We start from the raw sequence: 26901 nt of genomic DNA, 5'->3' as shown, positions 1-26901 counted from the left end.
GGTTAGGTCCGGTGGCAGGGTGGCGACGGTTTCGGGACGCTCGGTCGCTCAGGCGCTCAGCGACGCGAACGCGCCACGGGCGGCATCCACAGTTGCGTCGACGATCGCGTCGTCGTGCGCAATCGAAACAAAGCCTGCTTCATATGCCGACGGTGCGAAGTAGACGCCCGCGTCGAGCATCTTGTGAAAGAACGCGTTAAAGCGCGGCACGTCGCTCCTGGTCACTTCGGCGAAGCTTGTCGGAATCGACTCGGTGAAGTACAGGCCGAACATGCCGCCGAGGGAGTCGGCCGCGAACGGCACATTGGCTTCGCGAGCGACCCGGGCGAGACCTTTCGCAAGACGGGCAGTGCGCGCGGCCAGTGTTTCGTAGAAGCCCGGCGCCTGGATCAATTGCAGCGTCTTCAGTCCCGCGGCGACCGCGATGGGATTGCCGGACAACGTGCCCGCCTGGTAGACGCCGCCGAGCGGCGCAAGGTGAGCCATGATGTCGCGCCGTCCGCCGAAGGCGGCCGCCGGCATGCCGCCGCCGATCACTTTGCCGAGACACGTCAGATCCGGCGTGATGCCGTAGACCTCTTGCGCGCCGCCGAGCGCCACGCGGAAACCGCACATGACTTCGTCGAAGATCAGCACCGAGCCGTATTCGGTGCATAGGCGTCGCAGCGCCTGCAGAAACTCGGGCGTGGCACGCACCAGATTCATGTTGCCCGCCACCGGCTCGACGATCACCGAGGCGATTTCGTTGCCGAAGGCTTTGAATGCCTCTTCGAGCGCGGCGACGTTGTTGTATTCCAGAACCGTGGTGTGCTTTGCGATGTCGACCGGCACGCCCGCCGATGTCGGATTGCCAAACGTCAGCAGGCCCGAACCGGCTTTCACGAGCAGGCTGTCGGCATGGCCGTGATAGCAGCCTTCAAACTTGACGATGCGGCTGCGGTTCGTGAAGCCGCGCGCGAGACGCAGCGCGCTCATGGTCGCTTCGGTGCCGCTCGACACCATGCGCACCTGTTCGATCGACGGCACGAGCTTGCAGATTTCCTCGGCGATTTCAATTTCCGACTCGGTAGGCGCGCCGAACGAGAAGCCATTGGCCAGCACGCGCTGCACCGCTTCCAGAACTTCCGGGTGCACATGCCCGAGAATCATGGGTCCCCAGGAGCCGATGTAGTCGATATAACGTTGGCCATCGGCGTCCCAGAAATAAGGACCCTGTGCGCGTTCGATGAAACGCGGCGTGCCGCCGACCGAGCGGAATGCGCGGACCGGCGAATTCACGCCGCCGGGAATGGTGCGTTGCGCGCGGTCGAAGAGGGTTTGATTGTTGGACATGACGATGCCTGGAATTGGGTTGCGCAGCGGCGCGGCTTGCCTGCGAGCGGTTCGCGCGACGCCGGGATAGATGAGAGAAATTGTACCGGAGTCGGTGTGAACAGGTTTTGCGGAGCCACGTGGCTTTCAGACGCATTCTCAGCGCCGGGGCGCGCGCTTCCTTGCGGGCGTCTTGATGGGTGCCTTCACAGGCGATGCGCCGGTGGGCGATTGCGCCGCGTGCGCTGTCGCTTTGGTGGAGCGTGCCGGGCCAACCGGCGCGTCCAGTGGCGGCGGCTTGCGTTTGCCCGTGAGTTCAGCCCAGCGTTTTTCCAGCGCGCCTTCCGCGATCGGTTTGATTACCGTGCCTGAACTCTGCGCGTCCCAGGTCTGCACCGAAAATGGATGCACGCGCAACATGTCGCGAGGGATCACCACGCTTTCATGTGCATCGACGAGCCAGTCGTACACGAAGTCGATGCACAGGCGGTAGCCGCGCTTCGTGGCTGGGTCCGGGACCTCATACGGTGCGCGTGTCACATAGCCCGAACCGAAAATTCCCTTTGGCTCCGTGGCGACACGATGCAAAAACACGCGGTCGCCGGGCAGAATGCCGCGCGCGAATCCACAACCCCACACGTCGGCTACGGCGACGCCCGCCGCAACGCGTTTGGCCACATCGGGCAGTTCTGGCCACGGCCATTTCTTGGGGCTCCAGATCAGCAGGAAGGCAGTCATCGCAACGTTGCACAGAAAGGTATGAGGGACGCGCGCCGCTGGCATCTTCAGGCGATGCTGAACGGCCGAAACGGTTCACGCGGCAGCTTAACCGATCAGCGGCGCGCTTGCCCTGCAAGCCTGCAACGGCCTCATGCTGCGGCTCGTGCTCGCTGCTGGCGAAGTCGATGCCTTAACCGTCGCGTACAATCGATGCGACCAACTGCAGTCTTTTTGTATCCCCGCGCGCCGGTTTTCCGAGGACGCGCGCTTCACCTGGATTCCCATGTCTCACGTCACCGGACGCCGGCCAGATGGCCGGCTGATTCTGTTGCTCGGTGCGCTTGCCGCGTGCGGGCCGATTTCCATCGACATGTATTTGCCGAGCTTGCCGACCATCGCGCAGGCGTTCGCGATCGGAACGGGCGCCGCGCAAACCACGTTGACCAGTTTTATGTTCGGCTTCTCGATCGGCATGCTGCTTTATGGGCCGCTGTCCGACACATATGGCCGCCGGCCTGTGCTGCTGGGCGGCATCATCATGTATGCGCTGGCGAGCATTGCGTGCACGCTGTCGTTCTCGATCGGCGCGCTGGTCACGTTCCGTTTCGTGCAGGCGCTCGGTGCGGGCGCGGCATCGGTGCTGGCTCGCGCCATTGCCCGCGACGCGTATGGTCCGACCGACGCTGCGCGCGTGTTGTCCATGCTCGCCATCGTCACGTCGATCGGACCATTGCTCGCGCCGTTGATCGGCGGACAGTTGCTGCTGCTTGGCGGCTGGCGCGTCGTCTTCATTGCGTTGACGCTGTTCGGCATGGTGTGCGCGATAACCGCGTTTCTCAAAGTGCCGGAAACCTGGCCGCGCGAAAAGCGTGCACATTCGGCGCTATTCAAATCGTTCGCTGCATACGGCCGGCTGTTACGCGATCCGGTTGCCTGGGGGCATATGCTGTGCGGCGGCATGGCATTCGCGTCGATGTTCGCGTACATCACGGCGACGCCGTTCGTCTATATCCAATATTTTCACGTGTCGGCGCAGCATTATGGCTTTCTGTTCGCGCTGAACATCGTCGGGATCATGCTGGGCAACTTCATGAATACGCGGCTTGTCGGCAGGCTTGGGTCGCTGCCGATCATTTCGTTCGCCGCGAGCGTGAGCTGTATTGCGTCGTTGTTCGTCTGTCTTGTCTCGTTGACGGGTTGGGGCGGGCTGTGGTCGATCGTTGCGGGCCTGTTCTTTGTCGTTGGCGTAGTGGGTTTGCTGTCCGCCAATTGCACGACGGATCTGATGCATCGCTATCCGGTGAATGCGGGTGCGGCAGCTGCCGTGTTCGGCGCGGTGCAACTGGCGCTCGGCGCGCTGTCGAGCCTCGCGGTCGGACTGTGGCAGGACGGCTCGCCGAAAGGTATGGGCGTTGTGGTGGGCGTCGCAGGGTCGCTGTGCTACGTCGGCCGTATCCTGGTCGTTAGATGGCACGGGACGAAGGCGCCGGTGGCTGTCGTCTAAGGACGGTGTGATGGAGATGCGGAATAAAGGCGGCGGAGCAGGGACGCCGTAAAGAGAGCGCTCCGGGTTCCTGCACCTGGTGCGTACTCGCATTCCCGGTGCACGAAGCGCTTCTACCGGAAAACACCAGGTGTTGCGCGCACGCGACCTTGTCTTTGAATTGGCATTGCTATGATGGGATCACTGTTCCTCGGAGCGGCAATCATGGCGATCAGAGATTTGATGAACGGCGAGCGGCAACATGCTGCTTTCGCCGAAGCGCGGAAGCTGGCCGACAGCGGCGCGTATCACGATTACACGGACATCGAATACGTTTTGCGCTTTGATTACGGCTTGACCGATGTGTCCACGCTGCTTGACAGCCAGTTGATGCATCGCGATCTGAACCGGCGTTGCGCCGACGCACGCGAGAAGCTCGACGCGGTTAGTGTGTGACGCGGGGTGGGGGCGTTGTTTGTCGTCGTGCTGTCTTATGGCGCGTACGGGCAATCGCACACCTGTTCCGCAAGTTCGTACGGCTTCAAGGTCGAAGCCAGGCGCTGGCGCGCGTGTAGTGTGCGGCGCGAGTACAAACAAAAACGGGCCTTGCGGCCCGTGGATGTGTACAGAGATTTGGCGGAGGCGTGACCGCCCATCATGCACAGCCGGTAAAGCTCAGGCGGCTGCTGTACGAATCAGTCCACCAAACATCGGCGGGGACTAAACCTTGAAGATTTCCGGTGTTTACGACAATCTACGCACGTTATAACGATCATATACACGTGGCTTTATGAAATGTCCGCATTGCTTGGTTGAAATCCATCCTGGTTTCACGAATGAGCGAATGGCACTCACCGGGGTGCCCGGAGGCGGGGTCAAGTACGACGCAATTGGCGGTCGTCGCTGGACCGTTTCATATATGAGTTGCCCGTCGTGTAATGAGCCGATCATTTATCTAGGTGGCGACGGCGAGCGAAAGCCGACCGTCGACAACTTTTTGGCATATCCACTAACGACGGGGCGCGCGCCGGCGCCGTCGGAGGTGCCGGCGCATATTGCTGAGGACTATCGAGAGGCAAGCGCGATTTTCCAGGCTAGTCCAAAAGCTTCAGCTGCGCTCAGTCGTCGCTGCCTTCAAACCATCCTACGCGAGCATGGGTACGCGCAATACAATCTGGCTGAAGCGATTCAGGCTGTAATTGACTCCGGCAAGCTGCCCACCGGCGTCGCGGAGAATATCGACGCTATCCGCAACATCGGCAATTTCGCGGCGCACCCGATGAAAGATACGAGCACGGGCCAAATTCTTCCTGTAGAGCCGGAAGAAGCCGAGTGGAACCTTGACGTTCTCGAAGATCTGTTCGACTTCTTCTATGTGCAGCCGGAAAGGGCTCGTCAGCGGCGAGCAGCTCTTGACGCTAAGCTCGCGGCCGCGGGAAAGCCGCCGATGAAATAGAAGCAGACCTAGCGGTTTGCGTCACAGCCGTCCTCGAATGCAATCCTTGCGGTCTGTAACCGAGGTAGGAACGCTACGACATTGTTTTGATGTAGTTGCCACGACCCTTTTGGGTTACGGGTTTGATGGATCTCCGGCCACCGAAAAACGCGCTAGCTACCCATCTGCATGGCGATGCAGAATTCACTGCCCTTTAACTGGCGCGAGCAACATTCATCTTCCAAACTATGAAACTAAAAGAGCGGGTGGGTGAGTTTATCTTTGGCTTCGATTTCAGCACTGTCAAAGTTCCGTCCCAAGCAATCGGGGAAATGGAACCGCAGAAAATTGATCAGACAGTCAAGATCACGTTAGACGGAGTGAAAGATCAGGCGAACCGGGTCGACACGTGGGGTATCGAGGTCGTCAAACACCTTGTCATCATTAATGCGGCGGGCCTGGCAGGGACGTTCACGCTCTACCAAGTCCAAGGTATTGAGCGATCATTTTTTCCGACGGTGCTTTTTTTAACTGGCCTGACAAGCTCATTCGTGAGTCTGATGCTCAGTTGGCACCTCCATCGCAAAATCTTCTTTTCGATTTTCCGAGGATTCTTTCAGTTTCTGGCAGGCACCGCCAACAGCGATTTCGCGAGCCGGCCGGCAATCGACTTCAGATCATGGGCGGGCGCTGTGACCATCACCGCCCTCGCGGCCGGTTTGCTTTTCCTTGCGGGCGCAGTCGACCTCTATGTGCTCGTTCGCGCGAGTGGATCACCTATTGACGTCGACCGAACGAGCGACGCACTAGCCGAGTCGACGTGCAAGGGAACGTGGCCACAGCCCTCATACAGCAGTTGTCCGTTCCGTCTGCCGGGAAACGTTCCCTAGCCACCTGCAAACTTTTTGCTCCGTGACTCAAATAGCCCTCTCGGACTGCAGGCACGCGTATTCGATAGAGTGGGTGACCACCGGATCGAGGCTAGGGGAAGCCAGATCCCGCGCTATGGGAAAAACTAGGCGCTGCCGTTTCGGGGCGCGGCGGAAGCGCGGTTCGTTTTGAACGACGGCCAGACGGTGGTCTCCCCTTCCAGTCCGCCGGCGGCATGTTTCCGCATGGAAAGATGCCGATCGAATATTTTTCGCGGGCGAGGTGCGCGTTGAACAACTGAGGCCGACTGCCACCGACACGTGCTCTTCGATCAATCAACTCTTGCACCATCGCCTTGTTTTCCTCAGAGCAGCGGGCGCCGAAAATGATTCCAACTAAGGCGGCCCGGTCAAATGGCGAAAATGGTCTTCGCTGCATTGGGCACGAGAATCCGACTCTCTTGCTCATAACCCCATTCAGTACTTTTCTTCAAAAGTGCCCGTATAGCATCGACTCTTTCAAGGTCGGTCCACTCCATTGAGGGGTAGTCATTGCCGTACTCGACAGGAAATGCCCGCATAAAAACATCGGGATCGGCCGGCACATAGAAGGCTAGGCAGACGCCAGTGTGGCTATTTGCATAATGTGCCCACATCAGCAAGCTGCGCGGCGTTTCTGCCATCGAAAAAATTCCAAAGGCGTTTGCATTCATGTCGAAGCTTCGTTGCGCTCGCGCTTGAGCCCGTCCCGGAGTCAGCATGTCGCGGTAGAGTTCGTTGCGATGCTTAACCCCCCTGCTGATAGATTGACTGCCCCGGCTCGCCCTTACCCTCGCCTTGAGCTGCTCCAGTTGCCGTTCGCGATCCCGCAGATCGGGGCTTACGCGAGCGATACACTGAGCATCAAACGGATCGTTAAACTGCTCACGGGACGATAGATAGAAGGTCGAACTCAGCAACAGCGGTTCCAAGTGTTGCGTCGTCGCATGCCAATATTTGTAAAGAAGTCGCGGGTAGCTACTTTGCCGGTTTAGGATTTCACGAACGGCCCATCGCGAGTCCCCAAGTAACACATTCTTTCGCATCATTTGAGCCAGCTAGATCCTTCGCGAACTGAAAAACGAGGTCATGAAGCCGCTCTACCGACTCACCGCTTGCAATATCTCTCGGCAGACGTTCGTTCGGAAATCAGAGAAATAGCTTTTGGGATTTTGCGCTGAGCGCCTTAGCTGGTAAGGCTCAGCGCGGTTGAATCGGATTGATTCGGATGAGAGGCGAGGGGTGTCCTGGCGGAGGCGGTGAGATTCGAACTCACGGAAGGATCACTCCTTCGCCGGTTTTCAAGACCGGTGCCTTAAACCGCTCGGCCACACCTCCAAGCCGCAAATTGTAACCTGAAAAAACCTCGCTGCGGCGCTCTCTTGATCCGCATTCACTGCGGATCTTTCAGAAACAACGCCTGTAGATCGTTGAGGAACGCTTGTCCAAGCGGCGTAGGCGCAATCTTTTCGTGGTCTCGCGTAATCAGTTTGCGGCGTTCCGCCTCCTGCAAAGCCGGCTCGATAGAGGTCATCGACAAACCCGTGCGTTCGATGAACCGATGCACCGGAAAGCCTTCCACCAGTCGCAGCGCATTCAGCATGAACTCGAACGGCAGGTCGCGCGGTCCGACTTCGTGTTCTTCCTGCACCGCCGCTCCGGCCTTGGCGTGCTCGATGAACGCGGTCGGATGCTTGTAGCGCGCCTGACGCAACACACGATTCGGAAACGACAGCTTCGTGTGCGCGCCGGCGCCAATGCCAAGGTAGTCGCCGAAACGCCAGTAGTTCAGGTTGTGCTTGCTTTGCCGATGCGGCCTGGCATACGCGGACACTTCGTAGCGCTCATATCCCGCCGCCGACGTGCGCTCGTGAATCCAGTCGTGCATGTCGGCGGACGCGTCGTCGTCCGGCAGCGCAGGCGGGAATTTCGCAAACAGCGTGTTCGGCTCGAGCGTCAGGTGATACAGCGAGAGGTGCGGCGGCGCGAACGACAACGCAGTCTCGACATCGGCCTGACACTCGGCGAGCGTCTGCTGCGGGAGCGCGAACATCAGGTCCAGATTGAAATTGTCGAACGTAGTGGCGGCCACTTCCACCGCATGGCGCGCTTGCGTCGAATTGTGAATCCGGCCGAGCGCCTTCAGATGCGCCTCGTTGAAACTCTGTATGCCCACCGACAGCCGGTTCACGCCGCTCGCGCGAAACTGCGCGAACTTCGCGGCCTCGAACGTGCCGGGATTGGCCTCGAGAGTGATCTCCGCATCGGCGTCGAGTGGCAAGAGCGCTCGCACGTCCGACAGCATGCGGTCGAGTCCGGCCGCTGACAGCAAGCTCGGCGTGCCGCCGCCGATGAACACCGTATGCACCTGCCGTCCCCACACGAGCGGCAACGCCATCTCCAGGTCGGCACGCAATGCGTCGAGATACTCGTTCTCGGGGAAGCTATCGCCTTTCCATTCATGCGAGTTGAAATCGCAGTACGGACACTTGCGCACGCACCACGGAAAATGCACGTACAACGAGAGCGGCGGCAGCGACGTCAGACGGATGCTGCCCGGCGACGTGAATGCCTTGATCACGCCGTTTCCGACATCGGCGGGAGTCGGCTTGATCGGAATCACGCTTCCTCCGTCAAACGCGCAAGCAGTTGGCGCAACGCAATCGCGCGATGACTGCTGGCGTTTTTCAGCGCCGGCTCGAGCTCCGCGGCGCTTGCGTTGAGCGACGGCAAAAAGAAGTACGGGTCATAACCGAAGCCGTTCGCGCCGCGCGGCGCATCGAGAATCTCGCCATGCCAGCGGCCTTCGGCGATCAGCGGCTCGGGATCGTCGGCGTGACGCACCAGTGCCAGCACGCAGTAGTAGTACGCGCGGCGATCGCTCTCGCCTTGTAGCGCGGAGACGAGCCGCGCGTTGTTTGCCGCGTCGCTCTTCTCGCCGCCGGCCAGTTGCGCGTAACGCGCCGAATAGACGCCCGGTGCGCCGCGCAGCGCGCGCACACACAGACCGGAGTCGTCGGCGAGGGCGGGCAGCCCGGTGAGCTTCGCCGCATGCCGTGCCTTGGTCAGCGCGTTTTCGACGAAAGTGGGATGCGGTTCTTCCGCTTCCGGCACACCCAGTTCGCCCTGCGCAATCAACTCGATGCCGGCCGCGCCGAGCAGCGCGGCGAACTCGCGCAGCTTGCCGGCGTTATTCGACGCCAGCACGACCTTGTTCAACGGCGATCCCGACAGAGACGCGCCATTGCCTTCACGAACTTCACTCACCTCGATACTCCAATGCTTCTTTCTGTTTCGCGATCAGCGTGGCGATGCCGTCGCTCGCGAGATCCATCAGCGCGTTCATTTCATCGCGCGAAAAAGGCACGCCTTCTGCGGTGCCCTGAATTTCGACGAAGCCACCCGCGCCCGTCATGACCACGTTCATGTCGGTGTCGCATTGCGAGTCTTCGTCGTAATCGAGATCGAGCACCGGCACGCCGTCGTACACGCCGACTGAAATCGCCGCGACGTAGTCGGTGATCGGCGAACTCTCGATGCGCCCCGCAGCCAGCAGTTTGTTCACCGCGTCATGCGCGGCGACAAAAGCGCCGGTGATGCTCGCGGTGCGTGTGCCGCCGTCGGCCTGGATCACGTCGCAGTCGATATGCAGCGTGCGCGCGCCGAGCTTCTCCAGATCGAACACCGAGCGCAGCGCGCGGCCGATCAGACGCTGGATTTCCTGGGTGCGCCCGGTCTGCTTGCCGCGCGCAGCCTCGCGGTCGCTGCGCGTATGCGTGGCGCGCGGCAACATGCCGTATTCGGCGGTGAGCCAGCCCTGGCCGCGATCGCGCAGGAACGACGGCACGGTCTCAGCGATGCTCGCCGTGCAGATCACCTTGGTGTCGCCGAATTCGACCAGCACCGAACCCTCCGCGTGCTTCGTATAGTGGCGCGTGATGCGCACGTCGCGCAGCTGATTGGCGAGACGGCCGCTAGGGCGTTGAGTGGTGTCGGTCATGTCGATTGGGTCGGGAAGGAAGCGGGAGGGGAAAGCACGATTTTACAGCCGATCCGCGCAGGGATGCGCCCCGTCGGCGCGCCGCGTCGGCCGGGGCTCTCCAAGGGGTCCCATCGCCAAAAATGGGATAATGCCGTTTCCCCGCCTCGCGTCTCGTACACGCCGGGCGATTCGACTCTTCGGCCAGCGTCTCACGCATGGCCACCATCGCGAGAAATACGATGATCTACAGCATGACTGGCTATGCGAGCGCGACACGCGAACTCGTCGCGGCCTCCGGCACGGGCGGCGTAAGCGTGTCGGTCGAACTGCGCACGGTGAACTCGCGCTTTCTCGACCTGAACTTCCGTATGCCCGAGGACGTGCGCGTGTGCGAACCCACACTGCGCGAAATGCTGATGAACAAGCTGTCGCGCGGCAAGGTGGATATTCGTATCAATCTGCAGCGTAGCGAACAGACGGCAAACGCCGGTTCGATCAATCATGACGCGCTGACGCAGCTTGCGTTGCTGGAGCGCACCGTGCTGGCGACGTTTCCGGAAGCGGGCCGTCTGCGCTCGGGCGAAATTCTGCGCTGGCCCGGCGTGCTCGCCGAGACGGGCGTGGCGCCGGACGTGCTGCGCGACGCAGTGCTTGCATGCGGCAAACAGGCCATTACCGATCTGATCGACGTGCGCGCCCGCGAAGGCGCACAACTGGCCACGATGCTGCTCGCCAACGTCACCGAGATGGAAGCGATCGTCACGAAGATCACGCCGCTCGTGCCGGAACTGATCACAAAGCATCAGCAGAAGATCGTCGAGCGACTGCAGGAAGCGCTCGGCATTGCCGCGCCCGAAACGGCGGCGACCACCGTGTCGCGGGAAGAGATCAACGAGCGGATTCGCCAGGAAGTGACGATGTACGGTATCCGCATCGACATCGCCGAAGAACTGTCGCGGCTCACGGCTCACCTGAACGAAACGCGTCACGTGATCCAGAAGGGCGGCAAGGTCGGCAAGCGGCTCGACTTCATGATGCAGGAACTCAATCGCGAAGCGAACACGCTCGGCTCGAAGGCGGCGGCGAAGGAACTGGCGGATTCGTCGATGACCTTGAAGCTGCTCATCGAACAGATGCGCGAGCAGGTACAGAATCTGGAATAAGGCTGGAGCATCACAACATGACCGATCACCACACACGCGAAAGCGGCGCACCGCGCAACCCGTATGCCGGAGCGTATCCGGGCAACCTGTTCATGGTCGTCGCGCCGTCGGGCGCCGGCAAGTCGACGCTCGTGAACGCGCTGCTTGCCGGCGACGACGCGATTCGTCTCTCGATCTCGTACACGACGCGCCCGCCGCGCCCGAAAGAGCAGGACGGCGAGCATTATCACTTCACGTCCGTCGACGATTTCATGCGGCGTCACGACGAGGGCGAGTTTCTGGAAAGCGCCGAAGTGCACGGCAACTACTACGGCACTTCGCGCGTGTGGATCGAGGAGCAGATGAAGAGCGGCCATGACGTGCTGCTCGAAATCGACTGGCAGGGCGCGCAACAGGTGAAGAAGCAGTTTCACAACGCGGTCGAAATTTTTATCCTGCCGCCATCGCTCGAAGCGCTCGAAGAGCGTCTGAAAAAGCGCGGCCAGGACGAGCCGAATGTGATTACGCGCCGGCTTCTCGCTGCAGGCAGCGAGATGGCGCACGCGGCCGAAGCCGAGTATGTGGTGATCAACGAGAACTTCGATCGCGCGCTCGGCGAACTGCAGTGTCTCGTGGCTGCCACGCGTTCGCGCTTCGCCTCGCAATACGCGCGTCATACGCAGCTTTTCGTGCAGCTCGGCATTCACCTTCCGCACCCCTGAGCGCGGCGGCGATTCGAGCACATAAGGTAGAATAAGCAACATACTGAGAAGGAACTCAACATGGCCCGCATTACCGTCGAAGACTGTCTCAAACAGATCCCGAATCGTTTCGAACTCGCGCTCGCTGCAACGTATCGCGCGCGTCAGCTCGCTCAAGGCCACACGCCGAAAATCGAAAGCCGTGACAAGCCCACGGTCGTCGCGCTGCGCGAAATCGCGGCCGGCCAGGTCGGCGTCGAAATGCTGAAGAAGGTGCCGGTCTAAGGCGCACTGTTTCTGTTTTCGGTTGGCAAGCATCTTTGCCATAGTTTTTGCGTCACCTGATTGCATCAACGTGCAGACCGGCGTCAACTCTCAACCGCTACGGAGGCGACCATGAGTACTACCCCGCCCACCGCCACGGAAGCGGAGCATGACGCCGACTCGCCCTCGTCTGCACGCAAGTACATCGACGCGGTCCTCGAACAGTCGTTTCGCCATCTGTTCGGGCCGACCGCCACGCCGGAGCAGCCGCGCCGGCATGACGTCGTATCGATTGCCAAGCTGACGTCCGCGTTGTCCGGCTATTTGCAGCCGGAAGAGATCAAAGACGTCAAGGCGGCCTTCCATTTCAGCGACGAAGCCCACCTCGGCCAGTATCGCCAGAGCGGCGAGCCCTACATCACGCACCCGGTTGCCGTTGCGGAAATCTGCGCCGGCTGGAATCTCGACGGCCAGGCAATCATGGCCGCGTTGCTCCATGACGTGATGGAAGACCAGGGCGTGACCAAGGCCGAGCTCGCGGAGCGTTTCGGCGCGAAGGTCGCGGAACTGGTCGACGGTTTGTCGAAGCTCGACAAGATGGAGTTTCGCAATCGCGAGGAAGCGCAGGCGGAAAACTTCCGCAAGATGCTGCTCGCCATGGCGCGCGACGTCCGCGTAATCCTCGTAAAGCTGGCCGACCGGCTGCACAACATGCGCACGCTCGGCGCGGTGCCGCCCGAAAAGCGTCGTCGCGTGGCGCGCGAAACGCTGGACATCTACGCGCCGATTGCGCACCGGCTCGGCTTGAACAATACGTATCGCGAGCTACAAGACCTGAGCTTCGCGAACTTCAATCCGCATAGGTATGCCACGCTCGAGAAAGCCGTAAAGGCGGCGCGCGGCAACCGGCGGGAAGTGGTTGGCAAGATTCTGGAATCGGTGCAGCGCGCAATCGCCGACGCGAAGATCGACGCGGAAGTGACCGGTCGCGAGAAAACCATTTTCAGCATCTACAAGAAGATGCGCGACAAGCAATTGTCGTTCTCGCAGGTGCTGGACGTGTACGGCTTTCGTGTGGTGGTGGACAGCGCGCTCGAGTGCTACACCTGCATCGGCGCATTGCATGCGCTCTACAAGCCGGTGCCGGGCAAGTTCAAAGACTACATCGCGATCCCGAAGGTCAACGGCTATCAGTCGTTGCACACTACGCTCGTCGGTCCGTTCGGCGCGCCGATCGAGTTCCAGGTGCGTACTCGCAAGATGCACGAGATCGCCGAAGCCGGCGTGGCGGCGCACTGGCTGTACAAGAACGGCAGTGCGGATCTGAACGATGTGCAAAAGCGCGCGCATCAGTGGCTGAAGTCGCTGCTGGACATTCAGAGCGAAGCCGGCGACTCGAGCGAATTCCTCGAGCACGTAAAGATCGACTTGTTCCCGGACGCGGTCTACGTCTTTACGCCGAAGTCGAAGATTATGGCGCTGCCGCGCGGCGCCACGGCGCTCGACTTCGCGTATTCGATCCACAGCGACCTGGGCAACCAGTGCGTCGCGGTCAAGATCAATAACGAATTGCTGCCGCTGCGCACCGAGTTGAAGAGCGGCGATATCGTCGAAGTCATCACGGCGCCGTATTCGAAGCCAAATCCGGCGTGGCTGGGTTTCGTGCGCACCGGCAAGGCCCGTTCCGCGATCCGCCATTATCTGAAGACGATGCGGCTGAACGAATCGGTTCAGCTTGGCGAGCGTCTCGTCGATCAGGCTTTGAAGGGCTACGGCCTGGCGCTGTCGGACGTGACGCCCGAAGCTTGGGAAAAGCTCGTGCAGTGGACGGGCAACAAAAATGGCCAGGAAATTTTCGCGGACATCGGTCTCGGCCGGCGTGTCGCGGCGGTCATGGCAAAGCGTATCGAAGTGTTGATGAGCGGCCGCGATGCCGACGACGACGGTTCGCGCTCCGAGTCCGGTTCCACGCCGCATGCGCCGCCGGTCGTGATCACCGGCACCGAGGGCATGTCGGTGCAACTGTCCGCATGCTGCCGTCCGATTCCGGGCGACGACATCATGGGCTATATCGGCATTGGCCTCGGCATGGCCATCCACACTACCGACTGCCGCGTTGCGCAGCGAATCCACCGGCGCGATCCCGGCCGCTGGATCGACGTGGCGTGGGCGCCGCAACCGGGGCGTCTGTTCGACGTCGCAATCAAGGTGCTGGTCAAGAACACGAAGGGCGTATTCGCCCGCGTGGCCGCAGACATTACTTCTGCAGACGCGAACATCGTGCATATCGCGATGGACGAAGACCTGTCGCAGGAATCCACGATCTTGCGCTTCGTGATTCAGGTCAGCGATCGCGTTCATCTGGCCAACGTCATGCGCCGCGTGCGTACAAATCTCGACGTAATGCGCATCGCGCGTGAGCGGCCGAGCGACGACGGGCATCACCGGCATGACGGCGGCATGCGAATCGACCGCGAGCGGGCCGATTACTGACCTCTGCCGCCCATCGGGCGGAGAGGCGCTGCTTCTTTCTGCCGGAACGCCGGCGCCGCTAGCGAGTCTCACCTGAAAACTCAGGGAGAACGCTGATGAAAGTAGCTGACCTCGAAGGCATCGCGCTGGATTATTGGGTGGCCCGCAGCCTGCACGATTTCGTGCGAGAAATTCACTTCACCGACAGCGGCGAGACCGTCGCCATCCGCGGGAACGATCGTGGCCGTCCGTGGGATGGCCGTTTCACACCGACCACCTCATGGGACGCCGCTGCGGCAGTGATGGAGCGCGCGCGTCGGCTCGAAATGCGCGAGCGTAGCGGGGAAAGCCCTGCGCACTGCGTGGCGGAATTCGAAGGCGGCCGCGGTGAGGTGGAGGGGCGTGGCGACTCGTTGCGCGTGGCGTTGCTGCGGGCGTTCGTGGAAAGCCGGTTCGGCGATAGCGTGGGCGAAATGCTGCACGAGTCGCAGATGCTGGTCGACAACACGGCTCGGCGCATAGCCGAAGCGACAGCAGGCGATACTTTTGAAGAGGTTCCGAGCCCGGACGGGCACATCGGCGATATTCAGTCTCCGCCGCGGCCATGACGGCGACGCGGCGATCATCATGCTGTCGTGCGAGCGGTTGATGCAGAAACGCGCCGGAAAGACAAAGGGCCTTCCAACTGGAAGGCCCTTTAGAGGTGGTGCGGCTGGCAGGATTCGAACCCACGACCCCTTGGTTCGTAGCCAAGTACTCTATCCAACTGAGCTACAGCCGCACGCGAAACAGGTGGTGCACTACTTCACAAAAACTGGGTAAAACATAAGGGCCTCCCCAGAGGGAGGCCCTCGAATAAGTGGTGCGGCTGGCAGGATTCGAACCCACGACCCCTTGGTTCGTAGCCAAGTACTCTATCCAACTGAGCTACAGCCGCACGCAGAAACGAGATTATAGCAAAGGTTTCAAAAAAGGGAAGCGTGTAACTGCGATTTGTCTCATTGCCATGATCGTGTACCCTAGTGGAGCAGCCGTTTGCTGCAGCTTATGGATCATCATGAACAAGGCCTTTGTCAAAGAGTCGAGCGACGATAATGACGACGATCTCGACGTCGCCCAGCCGGAAATCCCCGCCGGAACCAAAAACTACATCACGCCTGCCGGTTACCACCGCATGCGCGATGAACTGCTGCATTTGATCGACGTCGACCGGCCAGAGGTCGTGAAGCTCGTGTCATGGGCTGCGTCGAATGGCGACCGCTCCGAGAACGGCGATTACATCTACGGCAAGCGCCGCCTGCGCGAGATAGATCGGCGCATCCGCTTTCTGACCAAGCGTCTGGACCTCGCCGAGGTTGTCGACAGCAGCAAGCAGGAGAACGTCGATCAGGTTTTTTTCGGGGCGACTGTCGAATATGCGACAGAGGACGGTCAAGAGCACACCGTGACGATTGTCGGCATCGACGAGGTCGATCTCGATATCGGACACGTGAGCTGGATCTCGCCGATCGCACGGGCGTTGCTGAAGGCGAAGGTCGGCGACACCGTGACGTTGTACACGCCGGCCGGTCCGCAGCCAATCGACATTCTCGACGTCAAATATCCGCCTGCAAAGAGCGACATCTAGTCTGTCACCTCGTGCCGATTTGTCCGCACGGAGCGTCTTCAGGCAATAAAAAAGGCGCCGCGAACGGCGCCTTCCATGCTGCGGGTCCTGCCCGCCGCGTTAGAAGCGGTGACGCAGACCTGCCGTGACCGCAACCTGCTTGTTGTTGCTCGAAGCACCCAGGCCGTTGATGTCTGCACCAACGATCGCGCCTTCGTTGACCTGCTGGTATTCACCCTGCAGATAAACGTCCGTGCGCTTGGACAGTGCGTACGCCGTTTGCAGATTGAACTGATTCCAGTGCGGACGGGTGCCCGCGAGGCTCGCGCGCGTGTACGTGTACGAACCGGCAATGCTGACAGCCGGCGTCAGAGCGTAACGAGCGTTTGCTTCGTAGTTCTGGAAGTGCGCGCTGTTGTTCGGCAGGCCGATGCCGCCGGGTTGACCCGATGCACCTGCGCCGATGCCGACGAGACCCGACAGGTTCGTCTGCGAATAGACGAGGCCGACGGTTGCCGGACCAAACGCGTAGCTGGCGCCTGCGCCCCACGTCTGCTGACGGCGAGCGAAGAACGTATTGTCGCTAGACACGGCACCGCCGGAGTTGAACGCCGCAGCCGCGCCGTTCGCGCCGTTGCTGTTCAGTTGCAAATATGCTGCGCCGACGTTCAGGCCGCCCCAGTTGTACGACGCGCCCGCGCTGTAGGCGCGGTTGTTTGCGAAGCCGTCAGCCTGGTTCGAGAAGCCATACAGGCCGCCGAACTTGAAGCCGCCGTAGTTCGCGCTCGTGTATTTGACCGAGTTGTTGATACGGAACGAGTTGTTCAGGTTGTCGTTGTCGAACGGGTGGGCGAACTGCGTGCCGCCGTATTGCGTACCGGTCAGCGCCAGCGGGCCAACGTAGTCAACCATGCTGTCGTATTGACGGCCAAGCGTGACGGCGCCGAACTGGGTGCTCGACAGGCCAACGAATGCCTGACGGCCGAATTCGCGACCGCCTTGTTTCAGCGAGCCGTCATTGATGCCGAAGCCGTTTTCCAACGTGAAGATCGCCTTCAGGCCGCCACCAAGGTCTTCCGCACCGCGCAAGCCCCAACGGCTGCCGTTCACCGAACCGCTCGTCTGTTGCCAGTTGCTGTGGCCGTGCTGGTTGTTGGTGTACGTAATGCCGGCGTCGATCAAGCCGTACAGCGTGACGCTGCTTTGAGCGTGCGCCGCAGTTGCAAAAACGCCCGTCAGGGCCGCGACCATGAGAGTCTTTTTCATTTTGTTACTCCGAAAGCGAGAGTGAGCGGTGAATCGTGCTTCGGAAACCTTCACGCGGGCGCTGCGAGAGGCGTATCCGTGTCAAGGTGCGCTTGAAGGTAGAGCGCTGATTTCCGGTTACGCAAAGTGTAGAGAGAGCGTTGATTCAATGGACGTTTCGATTCTCGCAATAAAGAATTACCTGATTCGAAACGATGAAAGAATTCCGCCAAAGCCTTGCTGGTCAATGGCTGCGGGCATGCCAGCAAGTATCCGAACTGATGAATGCGAAGTGGCGTTGCGAAATCGCGACGGTAATTCGATGCGAAAAAACAACGAAATCCAGCCGTCAACTTATTGTTGTCGTTCTAGCAACAGACGATTGTATTTTGTGTGAATAATCGGATTGGGATTAAACGCTATACTGAAAGTTCTGCTTTCCGAAGCGGACTTTTTCGTTGACGAAAAAGATCTCCAAACCTTTGTCGGCGCGACTTCCCAGTCGCGCTTTTTTTTTCGTCCGCTAATCGGCGAGTCGGCCGCGAGTCGGCCGCGAGTCGGCGGCGAGTTGGCGTTATGGCGCCGGGCGATGATCAGTGCGCAGATGCGGCGCGGTCCGCACTCCACTCATCCGCTGTGGTCGCGCTCCAATCTTCCATGACGTAGCGTCGGGCGTCCATTGGGGAGGACAGCAGGTTCTGCCAGTGGTCGCCGTGCCACATCGGATCGAATTCCAACGCCGATGGCTGACTTGGCTCAGGCGGGAGAGGTGAGGCGGCCGGCGATCGTTCCAGATGAGGAATCAGATTAGAAAGGATTCGGCGGATTTCACTGAACTGCATGGCAACCTCCTGATGCGCATTACCGCAAACGCTGGTTTCATGATCCGATTGCGTCGGTCCGCGAACAAGTCGGAGAAACACTTATCAACGTTGCAGAGCGTTACAGGCACTGGCGGTCGGAAAATACTTCTTTCTTTTTATTCAATCGTTATTCGGTCTGAGTAATATTGACGTAAGCGCGTGGAGCGATGCGATTACACGGTAGATATGAACGCCGATCTATCGCATCGCAGAAAAAAGTGCATATCGCCGGAGTTTCATTGGACCTATCAAATAAGGGCGCGAAATCCATCCGATGAACAATTTGTTAAGCGCACAAGAAAAAGAATTTCCAAATGCCTTACTAAAACCTGCGACTCAATTACCCACGGTCGATATAACGCGCGTACTTTTCAAGCCCCCGCCGCGTTGCGAGATGAGGCTGCCGCCGACTCCCGGAAACCCATTGCCGACGAAGGACGGACAAGGCACTGCCCATGCCTACAGGTCACCGGCCGCTAACTAGTGCATACTTGGCGCAAAGTCACGCGTCCAAGCATTCCTTTCATGTCCGAACAGTTTTTGTCCGAACCGGCCCTCAGCGATCCCATCGTCTTTGTCGATCTGGAAACCACCGGCGGCTCGACTAACGAGCACCGTATTACCGAAGTCGGCGTCGTCGAAGTAGGGCCGGCCGGCGTCTCGCGCTGGAGCAGCCTCGTCGATCCGCAGCAACCGATCCCGTCGTTCATCCAGCAGCTCACCGGCATCACGAACGCGATGGTGCGCGGCGCGCCGACGTTCGACGCCATCGCGCCCGAACTGTTCGCCCGACTCAACGGCAAACTGTTCATCGCGCATAACGCCAGCTTCGACCGAGGGTTTCTGCGCGGCGAGTTCCGCCGTGCCGGCCTGTCTTTCGACCCGGACGTGCTGTGCACCGTGCGCCTGTCGCGCGCGCTGTTCCCGTCTGAAAAGCGCCACGGGCTCGATGCGCTGGTCGAGCGGCACTCGCTGGTGCCGTCCGACCGGCATCGCGCGCTTGCCGACGCCGATCTGATCTGGCAGTTCTGGCAGCGGCTTCACGGCCTCGTGCCGCTAGACGTTCTGCGCGCGCATATCGAGCGCACGACGCGGCGCTATCGGTTGGCAGGCGACATCACCGAAGATCTGCTTGAGACCGCGCCTGCGGGATGCGGCGTCTACGCATTCTATGGAGACGACGACTTGCCGCTGTACGTCGGGCGGAGCGTGCGCGTCCGTCAGCGACTTCGTGCGCATCTGACAGGCGAACGACGTTCGTCGAAAGATATACGGCTTGCGCAGCAAGTGAGGCGCGTAGAGTGGCGCGCCACCGGCGGCGAGTTGGGTGCGATGCTCGCCGAGGCGCAGTGGATCGCGACGCTGCGGCCGGGGCACAACCGTGTGCCGCGCGTTTCGAAGAGCGATCCTGCCGGCGCGCCGTGGCCGTTCCAGGGGCCCGTCGTTTTCGAGGAGCATGAAGAAGCTTCGCAGGCGCGCGCTTTCCATGTCGTCGACCAATGGTGTTACATCGGCCATGCGCCGTCGTTGGCGCAGGCGACCGAACTGCATGCGGCCAGTCTGGCCGGCGGCTTCGAAGCGTCGACCTACAAGATTCTTCAGAGCCACCTTGCGCGCGGGTTGCGGATCATGCCGCTCAGCGTGCTGGCCGCCGCGCCCGTCGTAGGCGTCGTTTGACCGCTCTCGCCTGATTGCGCGGCTGCTACGCGTGGCCAGGCGAGACCTCGTTATCCCTCGCCGCGCAACGTTCGTCCTTCGCCCGCTTCTTGCGTCTACCGCACCGTCAGCCGGTTGCGCCGACGCCACCGCTTTCGCATACATGCGCAAGAGCACGATTCAATGCAGTTGAGCGCGCGGAATCGTAGCGAGTCATAGACTTCCAGCTAGCCAGCGATTGCGCGACGCGCGACGGACAATCCGGTGCCGCGCGCAGCGGTTGCACGCGAGCAAGGCCGGCGACGAGCGATTGCGTCAAGCGATCCAGTTGTGGACGCGTGCTCGTTGCGAGGTCGGGAGCCGGCTCCTGCGGCGGCTGCGTTGCGCGCCAGCTCGCAAAAAGCGCGTTCTGCACGTCTTTGCTCGCGTCGATCTGATCCTGGAAGAACGCGCGCGCGAACGCCGGATCGACGTTGGCGGCTGCCGCTCGTTTCTCCACATCAGCAAGCAACGCCTGCTCGCGCGGCGTATCGGTGATTGCCTGGTGATTAGCCCACTTCCAGCGCGCGACCGGTTCCGCGAGGGCGAGTCGCTGCGACGCGAGCGCGATCAGATTCGTGAGCGCGGTATCGTCGCCGTCGGCGAGGGCAGAACCAGGGGCAGCCAGGAGTGATGCGAGAAGGGCGAGCGCGCACGGCGCGGCGAAGCGAAACAGGCGATTCATAAGGTGGACGATGGCCGGGCGGCTGTGGAAGGAAAAGCTGAAGCATAGACGATGCTTCATTGCCCAAGCGTTTTCGCCGGCATCAAAGCGGTGCTGCCGGTCGCGGCAGAACAGCCAGTTCACGCGAGCAGAGGCGGTCGCAGGCTCGAGTGCGAGCGTCAACGCCAGTCAGCGCTAGTCGGCCTGGTGAGAGTGATCCAAAGAAATCAGCGAGCCGCGCGGCACCGCGCCTCGTGCCATAAGCACAAGGACCGCTACCGAGTCGCGCCGCTGCACACTTACTTTGCGTCGCAAGACTTGCGTTGTTCGTCGAAGAAGGCGCGCACATGCTCCGGCAATTCCGCCCCGAGAAACTCGACGCCGACAGGTTCCGGATCCGGGCTAAAGACTTTGTCCGGGGTCGGGATCTTCGGTGGTTTGGCATCCATGATCGTTCTCCTTTACAAACCGATTATCGGCCTCGTGCCCCGTTTCGCACCAGTGTCCGATTAGCATCACACCATCTTTGTTGCTTTAACGGCACAGCGCACCATTTCAGCAGAGCTTCTGATGAAATTTATAGGTTTGCTTGTGTCGTCGTTCGTGGTCTTGCGTACAGTTTCGACGTCGAATGTTTCAAAATTCTCTCGCGAGCCTTATCCGGCGGGCTGTTGCGAAGGTGAGCGGCACCCTCGCGGTATAAGTCGTCAGTATGGGCCGGGTATTCCCCGATTGGTGATCAATTGGTGCATTGCGATATCGGCATAATCTTCCCGGTAAAAAGCGAACGTTCGTTTATTGCCGATCGGACATTTATTCTGTCGTAACCGCGGTGATTACTTTGTAAACGATTTATTTGTCACCTCGTTGACGAGGCGCCAAATTTTAAAGCGCGATGCGCCATAAGGCTCTCCTCGCATGCGAGTGCGTTAGCCGTGTCGTGTTTGCCGGCATCGACGTCGCGCACTTTGCGCCAAAACTTCGTCTGCTTGAGTGACGAGCCTCGCCGCATCAGCGTCGAATCCTATGATGAAGGTGGCTGGTTTCGGTCGGCCACAGTGCGGTGGACAACTGATCCCGGCCAGCCAACGCGGAAGATGGTTGTCTTCGCCTTCAGAGGGTTCGTCATGGAAAACGGTGTGTACTGGAATGGACGGCAGGTCGGAATCGAATGCGATGGCCGCATCTCGTGGTTTCCGTCAGCGCCGAAGGAAGCAGTCGCTGCGTACGGCGACGCTAAACGCACGGAAGGCAAAGACGCCGTTCAGATTCAGATGAGCGACACGATCGTCGCGCGCAACCTGGGAACAGTCGCGCAATTTGGTAGACCTGACTTGCGGGGCTAGGAAGCGAGGAGGATAGGTCGGCGAAAAGCAAAAAAGGTCGACGAAAAGCAAAAAGCCCAGTCACGAGGACTGGGCTTTTTGCTTGAATCTTGATGGTGCCGGAAAGAGGAATCGAACCCCCGACCTTCGCATTACGAATGCGCTGCTCTACCGTCTGAGCTATTCCGGCATCAGGAGAAACGAGATTATAGGGACTTCTTTATTGGCTTGGCAAGCCCTCGAATCACTTTTTTGTTTCGAGATGGTAGCGGGTCACGCGGTCCACTTCGTTCTTCGATCCGAGGAACACCGCAACGCGCTCATGCAAGCTCTTGGGCTGAATGTCGAGGATGCGCTTTTCGCCGTTGGTTGCAGCGCCGCCCGCCTGTTCGACGATGAACGCCATCGGGTTCGCTTCGTACATGAGCCGCAGCTTGCCCGGCTTCTCCGGCGTGCGCTTGTCGGCCGGATACATAAAGATGCCGCCACGATTCAGGATACGGTGCACGTCTGCCACCATCGACGCGATCCAGCGCATATTGAAGTCGCTTTGACGCGGGCCGTCTTTACCCTGCTTGAGTTCGCCGATGTACTGCTCAACCGGCGGATACCAGTGACGTTCGTTCGACGCATTGATTGCGTACTCCCGCGTTTCGACAGGAATGCGCATGTCGCTTTGCGTGAGCACCCACGAACCGAGTTCACGGTCGAGTGTGAAGCAGTTCACGCCATTGCCGGTGGTCAGCACCAGCACGGTTTGCGGTCCGTACACCGCATAACCCGCAGCAACCTGTTCTGTGCCTGGCTGCAGGAACGACTGTTCGGTGGGCTGCTGGCCATCTGGGCAGCGGAGCACCGAAAAGATCGTGCCGATAGAAACGTTCACGTCGATGTTCGATGAGCCGTCGAGCGGATCGAACACCAGCAGGTACTCGCCCTTCGGATAGTTCGCGGGGATAGGGAAGAACTGCTCCATTTCCTCCGACGCCATGCCCGCCAGGTTGCCGCCCCATTCGTTGGCTTCGAGCAGGATTTCGTTCGACAGAATGTCGAGCTTCTTCTGTACTTCACCCTGGACGTTCTCGCTGCCCGCCGTGCCGAGTGCGTCGCCCAATGCGCCTTTGCTAACGTGATAGCTGATCGCCTTGCATGCGCGTGCGACAACTTCGATCAAAAGCCGCAGGTCGGCCGGCAGGTTATTGGTTTCCCGCTGCTGCTCGATCAGGTACTTCGTGAGAGTGGTACGACGTTGCAAGGACATTGCTGTACTCCAGGAGGCTTGAGGAATATCCCGATTTTAACCGCTCGGTGTGTCCGCTCTGTGCTTTTGACATCGGAGCGCGCATGCAATGGCGCCCGATCGGTGCCAGCGGCGCTGCGTGAGCGAGCCGTTCAGCCTTTGCGCCGGGCCTTTCCGCCCGTCGCGTTGCCGCTCACGCTTGCTGCGAGCGCCGCAGCCCGGGCGTGTTCCGCCGATACCTTCGGCAGCTTCGGGCGGTCCGCCTTAGGCATGGGTTCTATCTCGCGTTCGATCTGCTCGCCCGCTGCCGCCGTGGCAACGCGCAGGTCGTATGCGATTTGCAGGTTGAGCCAGAACTGCGCGCTCGCGCCGAAATAGCGCTCGAGGCGCAGTGCAGTGTCGGCGGAAATCGCGCGCTTGCCGCGGACCACGTCGTTGATGCGCGGCGCCGGTACGCGCAACGCGAGCGCAAGCGCGTTGACTGACATGCCGAGCGGTTCCAGAAACTCGCTGCGCAGAATCTCACCCGGATGGATGTCCTCGATGCTGTTCCCCGCGTCGATGTCGGAGAAATCGATACTGTCCAGATCGGAGCGTTTGATGACCATGCCGGTCTCCCAATAATCAGTGATAGTCGACAATCTCAACATTCAGCGCCTCGCCTTCGATAAAGTGGAAACAGATGCGCCACTGCGCGTTGATCCGGATGCTCCATTGCCCGCTGCGCTGGCCTTGCAGTGCTTCGAGCCGGTTGCCGGGCGGCGTGTGCAAGCTGTGGATGCAGTCTGCAGCGTCGATCATCAGTAACTTGCGGTACGCGAGCGCCTGGATATGACGCGGCAACGTATGCACGAACTTGCCCTGAAAGATTCTCGCCGTAGCCTTGTCGCCAAATGTCGTGATCATGGGATGATATAACGCATCGCGTTAAACGTAAACCGTTAAATGGATGCGTTTACTTTCACCCGTCGGGACGCGGCCGACCAGTCAGCCAGACGGCTAACGTCGATGCGCGCCTGAGACCCGAAGTCGTCGCTAAACAAAGGGCGAAAAAAAAGCCGGCAACGTGTGCCGGCTTTTCGTACGGAGGACCGCGTCAGCGGAGCGTCATGCGAGCGCTTTCTCGACAATCTCACGCACGTCGCGCGATTTGACCTGCGACGCCACTTTTTCCAGCGCCGCGCGCATGCCTTCGCGCAGCGTCGGCGTGAAGCGGCGCCACAATTCGAGCGACCGCGCGAGGCGGGCGGCCACTTGCGGGTTGATCGCGTCGAGTGCGATTACCTGGTCCGCCCAGAACGCGTAACCCGATCCGTCTTCGGCGTGGAATTGCGCAGGGTTGGCCGCGCAGAAGCTGAAAATCAACGAGCGCGCGCGGTTCGGATTTTTCAGATTGAAGGCCGGATGCGTCATCAGCTTGCGTACGACGTCGATGACCGGACGCTGCGCGCTGCCGCGCTGCGTGGCCTGCAAAGCGAACCACTTGTCGATCACAAGCGGCTCCTTCTCGAAGCGCCGGTAGAAGTCGTCGAGCGCATGCTGCGCTTCGGCGCTGCCGCCGTTTGCCGCCGATGCATTGAGCAACGCGGACAGCGCCGCCGCGCGGTCCGTCATGTTGTTCGCCGCATCGTACTGCGCGGACGCGAGCCGCACCGTTTCCGACGGATCGTCGAGCTCCGTGAGATAAGACAACGCCAGGTTCTTCAACGCACGGTGGCCTGCCGCCGCCGGCGTGGCTTCGTACGGGCCGGGCGTGCGATGTTGCTCGTAAATCTTGAGCCAGTCGTTCTTGAGTGCATTGGCGAGGCGCTTGCGTACGAACTGCCGCGCAGCATGCACGGCCGCCGGATTGGATTCGGCCATCTGCTCGGCGAGATACGCTTCGGACGGCAGCATCAATGCAAGTTCGCGGAAGGCTGGAGAGAGCGACTCGTCCGTGAGTACGCGTGCGAACGCGGCCGCCACCGAGTCGTCGAGCTGCAGCTGCTCGCCGCTCGCGGCCCGTCCGGCTAGCGTCAGCAACTCGCGCGTGGCGAGCCGTTGACCGGCTTCCCAGCGGTTGAACGGATCGCTGTCGTGCGCGAGGAGGAACGCCAGTTGATCCGCCGAGTAATCGTATTCGACGATCACCGGCGCCGAGAAATTCCGCAGCAGCGATGGCAACGGTTCCTGCGCCACATTGACGAACGTAAAGGTCTGTTCGGTCTGCGTGAATTCGAGCACGCGAGTGGTCGAGTCCGAAGCCTTCGGCTCGCTCTCCAGTTGCAACGGCAAGTCTTTTCCGTCTTTGCCGATCAGGCCGATCGCAAACGGAATCAGCAGCGGGCCTTTTTGCGTTTCGCGTGCGGCCGGTGCCGCGTCGCCATAACCTTGCGTGAGCGTTACGCTGTAGCGCTGCTGCGCCGCGTCGTAACGCGTGCGCACCGTCACCCGCGGCGTGCCCGCCTGGCTGTACCAGCGCTCGAACTGCGCGAGGTCGCGGCCGTTCGCGTCGGCGAGCGCGTGACGGAAGTCGTCGCAAGTCACGGCCTGGCCGTCGTGCCGCTTGAAATACAGGTCCATGCCTTTGCGAAACCCTTCGCGGCCGAACAGCGTCTGATACATCCGCACGACTTCGGAGCCTTTCTCGTAGACCGTCATCGTGTAGAAGTTATTGATCTCGACGTAGCTTTCGGGACGCACCGGGTGGGCCATCGGTCCGGCGTCTTCGGCGAACTGCATCTGGCGCAGCACACGCACGTCTTCGATGCGCTTGGTGGCGCGCGCGGCTTCGTCACTGCCGTCGGCCTCGCCGGCGGCCATGTCGGCCGAGAATTCCTGATCGCGAAATACTGTCAGGCCTTCCTTGAGGCTCAACTGGAACCAGTCGCGGCACGTCACGCGATTGCCGGTCCAGTTGTGAAAATACTCGTGGCCGACCACCGCCTCGATATTCGCGAAGTCGCTGTCGGTCGCCGTTTCGGGGTTCGCCAGCACATACTTCGTGTTGAAGATGTTGAGCCCCTTGTTCTCCATCGCGCCCATGTTGAAGTCGCTCACGGCGACAATCATGAAGCGGTCCAGATCCAGTTCGAGCCCGAAGCGCTCCTCGTCCCAGCGGATCGAGTGAATCAGCGAATCCATTGCGTGACGCGTCTTGTCGAGATCGTGCGGCTCGACCCATACCTGCAGCAGCTTCTCCTTGCCCGAACCCGTTTTGACGCGCTCTTCCAGCGCAACGAGCTTGCCGGCGACAAGTGCGAACAGATAGCTCGGCTTTCTGAACGGATCTTCCCAGCGCGCGAAATGGCGGCCGTCCGGCAGATCGCCTTCTTCGAGCAGATTGCCGTTGGACAGCAGCACGGGGTAATCGGCCTTGCTGGCTCGCAGCGTCACCGTGTAAGTGGCCATGACGTCCGGCCGGTCGAGGAAGTACGTGATGCGGCGAAAGCCTTCGGCCTCGCACTGCGTGAAGAAATTCCCACTCGAAACATACAGGCCGGAGAGCGTGGTGTTTGCGGCCGGATTGCAGATGCTCGTGAGCGTGAGCTCGAACTTCTCCGGCACGTTGTCGAGGACCAGCCCGTGTTCGTGCGCATGCGCGTTGGCGAACGGCTGGCCGTCGAGCGTAGCGCTGACGAATTCAAGCTGTTCGCCCATTAGCTCGAGATGCGCGGCGCGCGACGCGTCCGGATTGCGGCGCACGCGCATTGTGTTCTTCACGACCGTGCGTTCCGGCAGCAGGTCGAATTCGAGTGCGACGGTGTCGATCAGGAAAGCGGGCGGCGCATAATCGGCGCGGCGGATCACATTGGGCGTTGCGGTATCGGCCATGGCGTTCTGTAGTGATGGGACTCGAGCGGCCG

26 protein-coding genes and 4 tRNA genes are annotated in these 26901 nt (G+C 60.6%); 12 read left to right on the top strand and 18 right to left on the bottom strand.

Annotation, left to right across the window (positions count from 1 at the left end):
• Nucleotides 1–48 precede the first annotated feature (48 nt).
• Both hemL and H281_RS0120660 read right to left on the bottom strand, forming a co-directional pair.
• Nucleotides 49–1332 carry a glutamate-1-semialdehyde 2,1-aminomutase gene (gene hemL, locus H281_RS0120665; RefSeq protein ID WP_020069061.1) on the bottom strand — a complete coding sequence of 428 codons (1284 nt, stop codon included), beginning with the start codon at nt 1330–1332 and terminating at the stop codon, nt 49–51.
• Between the two features lie 138 nt (nt 1333–1470).
• Nucleotides 1471–2049, bottom strand: coding sequence for a hypothetical protein (locus H281_RS0120660; protein WP_020069060.1), 579 nt, complete (start codon nt 2047–2049; stop codon nt 1471–1473).
• A gap of 265 nt (nt 2050–2314) precedes the next feature.
• Here H281_RS0120660 and H281_RS0120655 point away from each other — a divergent pair, with 265 nt between their 5' ends.
• The 4 genes from H281_RS0120655 (at nt 2315) to H281_RS0120640 (ending at nt 5839) form a co-directional block, all read left to right on the top strand.
• A complete protein-coding gene (locus tag H281_RS0120655; protein ID WP_027804804.1) occupies nt 2315–3535 on the top strand; it encodes a Bcr/CflA family multidrug efflux MFS transporter in 1221 nt (406 codons plus the stop codon).
• A gap of 204 nt (nt 3536–3739) precedes the next feature.
• Nucleotides 3740–3970, top strand: coding sequence for a hypothetical protein (locus H281_RS0120650; RefSeq protein ID WP_020069058.1), 231 nt, complete (start codon nt 3740–3742; stop codon nt 3968–3970).
• A gap of 388 nt (nt 3971–4358) precedes the next feature.
• On the top strand, nt 4359–4970 hold the full coding sequence (locus H281_RS0120645) for a DUF4145 domain-containing protein (protein WP_020069057.1): 612 nt from the start codon (nt 4359–4361) through the stop codon (nt 4968–4970).
• A gap of 227 nt (nt 4971–5197) precedes the next feature.
• Complete coding sequence (locus H281_RS0120640) at nt 5198–5839, top strand: hypothetical protein (protein ID WP_020069056.1); 642 nt, start codon at nt 5198–5200, stop codon at nt 5837–5839.
• A gap of 389 nt (nt 5840–6228) precedes the next feature.
• On the opposite strand, the gene H281_RS0120635 is transcribed toward H281_RS0120640, so the two are convergent.
• The 5 genes from H281_RS0120635 to rph all read right to left on the bottom strand — a co-directional run bounded on the left by H281_RS0120635 (nt 6229) and on the right by rph (nt 9857).
• Complete coding sequence (locus tag H281_RS0120635; protein ID WP_164701919.1) at nt 6229–6789, bottom strand: DUF2971 domain-containing protein; 561 nt, start codon at nt 6787–6789, stop codon at nt 6229–6231.
• A gap of 316 nt (nt 6790–7105) precedes the next feature.
• Nucleotides 7106–7195 (bottom strand) — tRNA-Ser (locus H281_RS0120630).
• 55 nt (nt 7196–7250) lie between these two features.
• Complete coding sequence (gene hemW / locus H281_RS0120625) at nt 7251–8480, bottom strand: radical SAM family heme chaperone HemW (protein ID WP_020069054.1); 1230 nt, start codon at nt 8478–8480, stop codon at nt 7251–7253.
• Nucleotides 8477–9124 carry an RdgB/HAM1 family non-canonical purine NTP pyrophosphatase gene (gene rdgB / locus H281_RS0120620; protein WP_020069053.1) on the bottom strand — a complete coding sequence of 216 codons (648 nt, stop codon included), beginning with the start codon at nt 9122–9124 and terminating at the stop codon, nt 8477–8479. Before rdgB ends, hemW begins: the two co-directional genes overlap by 4 nt.
• Entirely contained in the window at nt 9117–9857 is a 741-nt protein-coding gene (gene rph, locus H281_RS0120615) for a ribonuclease PH (protein WP_020069052.1), read from the bottom strand. The genes rdgB and rph overlap by 8 nt, the downstream gene beginning before the upstream one ends.
• Nucleotides 9858–10078: 221 nt before the next feature.
• Here rph and H281_RS0120610 point away from each other — a divergent pair, with 221 nt between their 5' ends.
• The 5 genes from H281_RS0120610 to H281_RS0120590 all read left to right on the top strand — a co-directional run bounded on the left by H281_RS0120610 (nt 10079) and on the right by H281_RS0120590 (nt 15026).
• Entirely contained in the window at nt 10079–11002 is a 924-nt protein-coding gene (locus H281_RS0120610) for a YicC/YloC family endoribonuclease (RefSeq protein ID WP_027776353.1), read from the top strand.
• Between the two features lie 17 nt (nt 11003–11019).
• Nucleotides 11020–11703 carry a guanylate kinase gene (gene gmk / locus H281_RS0120605; RefSeq protein WP_020069050.1) on the top strand — a complete coding sequence of 228 codons (684 nt, stop codon included), beginning with the start codon at nt 11020–11022 and terminating at the stop codon, nt 11701–11703.
• A gap of 60 nt (nt 11704–11763) precedes the next feature.
• The gene (rpoZ, locus tag H281_RS0120600; protein ID WP_006025620.1) at nt 11764–11967 is read left to right on the top strand and encodes a DNA-directed RNA polymerase subunit omega; all 204 of its coding nucleotides are present in this window, start codon (nt 11764–11766) and stop codon (nt 11965–11967) included.
• A 111-nt stretch (nt 11968–12078) separates the two neighbouring features.
• Complete coding sequence (locus H281_RS0120595) at nt 12079–14439, top strand: RelA/SpoT family protein (RefSeq protein ID WP_020069049.1); 2361 nt, start codon at nt 12079–12081, stop codon at nt 14437–14439.
• A 95-nt stretch (nt 14440–14534) separates the two neighbouring features.
• Entirely contained in the window at nt 14535–15026 is a 492-nt protein-coding gene (locus tag H281_RS0120590; RefSeq protein WP_020069048.1) for a phage protein NinX family protein, read from the top strand.
• Nucleotides 15027–15122: 96 nt separating this feature from the next.
• On the opposite strand, the gene H281_RS0120585 is transcribed toward H281_RS0120590, so the two are convergent.
• Both H281_RS0120585 and H281_RS0120580 read right to left on the bottom strand, forming a co-directional pair.
• Nucleotides 15123–15199 (bottom strand) — tRNA-Arg (locus tag H281_RS0120585).
• A 79-nt stretch (nt 15200–15278) separates the two neighbouring features.
• Nucleotides 15279–15355, bottom strand: a tRNA-Arg gene (locus H281_RS0120580).
• 120 nt (nt 15356–15475) lie between these two features.
• Between H281_RS0120580 and greB the strand changes: the two genes are divergently transcribed.
• On the top strand, nt 15476–16045 hold the full coding sequence (gene greB / locus H281_RS0120575) for a transcription elongation factor GreB (protein WP_020069047.1): 570 nt from the start codon (nt 15476–15478) through the stop codon (nt 16043–16045).
• A 99-nt stretch (nt 16046–16144) separates the two neighbouring features.
• Here greB and H281_RS0120570 read toward each other — a convergent pair whose 3' ends face one another.
• Complete coding sequence (locus H281_RS0120570; protein ID WP_020069046.1) at nt 16145–17290, bottom strand: porin; 1146 nt, start codon at nt 17288–17290, stop codon at nt 16145–16147.
• 572 nt (nt 17291–17862) lie between these two features.
• A complete protein-coding gene (locus H281_RS34765; RefSeq protein WP_033379632.1) occupies nt 17863–18111 on the bottom strand; it encodes a hypothetical protein in 249 nt (82 codons plus the stop codon).
• Between the two features lie 546 nt (nt 18112–18657).
• Between H281_RS34765 and H281_RS0120560 the strand changes: the two genes are divergently transcribed.
• The gene (locus H281_RS0120560) at nt 18658–19809 is read left to right on the top strand and encodes an exonuclease domain-containing protein (protein WP_020069044.1); all 1152 of its coding nucleotides are present in this window, start codon (nt 18658–18660) and stop codon (nt 19807–19809) included.
• 106 nt (nt 19810–19915) lie between these two features.
• Here the strand turns inward: H281_RS0120560 and H281_RS0120555 are convergent, their stop codons facing one another.
• Both H281_RS0120555 and H281_RS36920 read right to left on the bottom strand, forming a co-directional pair.
• Entirely contained in the window at nt 19916–20512 is a 597-nt protein-coding gene (locus H281_RS0120555; RefSeq protein ID WP_027804803.1) for a chorismate mutase, read from the bottom strand.
• 278 nt (nt 20513–20790) lie between these two features.
• The gene (locus tag H281_RS36920) at nt 20791–20940 is read right to left on the bottom strand and encodes a hypothetical protein (RefSeq protein WP_006050185.1); all 150 of its coding nucleotides are present in this window, start codon (nt 20938–20940) and stop codon (nt 20791–20793) included.
• Nucleotides 20941–21618: 678 nt separating this feature from the next.
• On the opposite strand from H281_RS36920, the gene H281_RS0120545 reads away from it, so the two are divergent.
• Nucleotides 21619–21837 carry a hypothetical protein gene (locus H281_RS0120545; RefSeq protein WP_020069042.1) on the top strand — a complete coding sequence of 73 codons (219 nt, stop codon included), beginning with the start codon at nt 21619–21621 and terminating at the stop codon, nt 21835–21837.
• A 93-nt stretch (nt 21838–21930) separates the two neighbouring features.
• Here H281_RS0120545 and H281_RS0120540 read toward each other — a convergent pair.
• The 5 genes from H281_RS0120540 to pepN form a co-directional block, all read right to left on the bottom strand.
• Nucleotides 21931–22006 (bottom strand) — tRNA-Thr (locus tag H281_RS0120540).
• Between the two features lie 54 nt (nt 22007–22060).
• Nucleotides 22061–23077 (bottom strand): class 1 fructose-bisphosphatase, encoded by a 1017-nt coding sequence (locus H281_RS0120535; RefSeq protein WP_020069041.1) that lies wholly within the window; start codon nt 23075–23077, stop codon nt 22061–22063.
• 131 nt (nt 23078–23208) lie between these two features.
• Nucleotides 23209–23664 (bottom strand): HigA family addiction module antitoxin, encoded by a 456-nt coding sequence (locus H281_RS0120530; protein WP_020069040.1) that lies wholly within the window; start codon nt 23662–23664, stop codon nt 23209–23211.
• Nucleotides 23665–23680: 16 nt separating this feature from the next.
• A complete protein-coding gene (locus tag H281_RS0120525; protein WP_020069039.1) occupies nt 23681–23962 on the bottom strand; it encodes a type II toxin-antitoxin system RelE/ParE family toxin in 282 nt (93 codons plus the stop codon).
• A 201-nt stretch (nt 23963–24163) separates the two neighbouring features.
• A complete protein-coding gene (gene pepN / locus H281_RS0120520) occupies nt 24164–26869 on the bottom strand; it encodes an aminopeptidase N (protein ID WP_020069038.1) in 2706 nt (901 codons plus the stop codon).
• Nucleotides 26870–26901: the final 32 nt, after the last annotated feature.

The sequence above is a fragment of the Paraburkholderia caledonica genome, from assembly GCF_000383275.1.
Classification (GTDB): Bacteria; Pseudomonadota; Gammaproteobacteria; order Burkholderiales; family Burkholderiaceae; genus Paraburkholderia; species Paraburkholderia caledonica.
The sequence above is the reverse complement of the archived record's forward strand: the minus strand, read 5'-3'. Positions and strand labels throughout refer to the sequence as shown.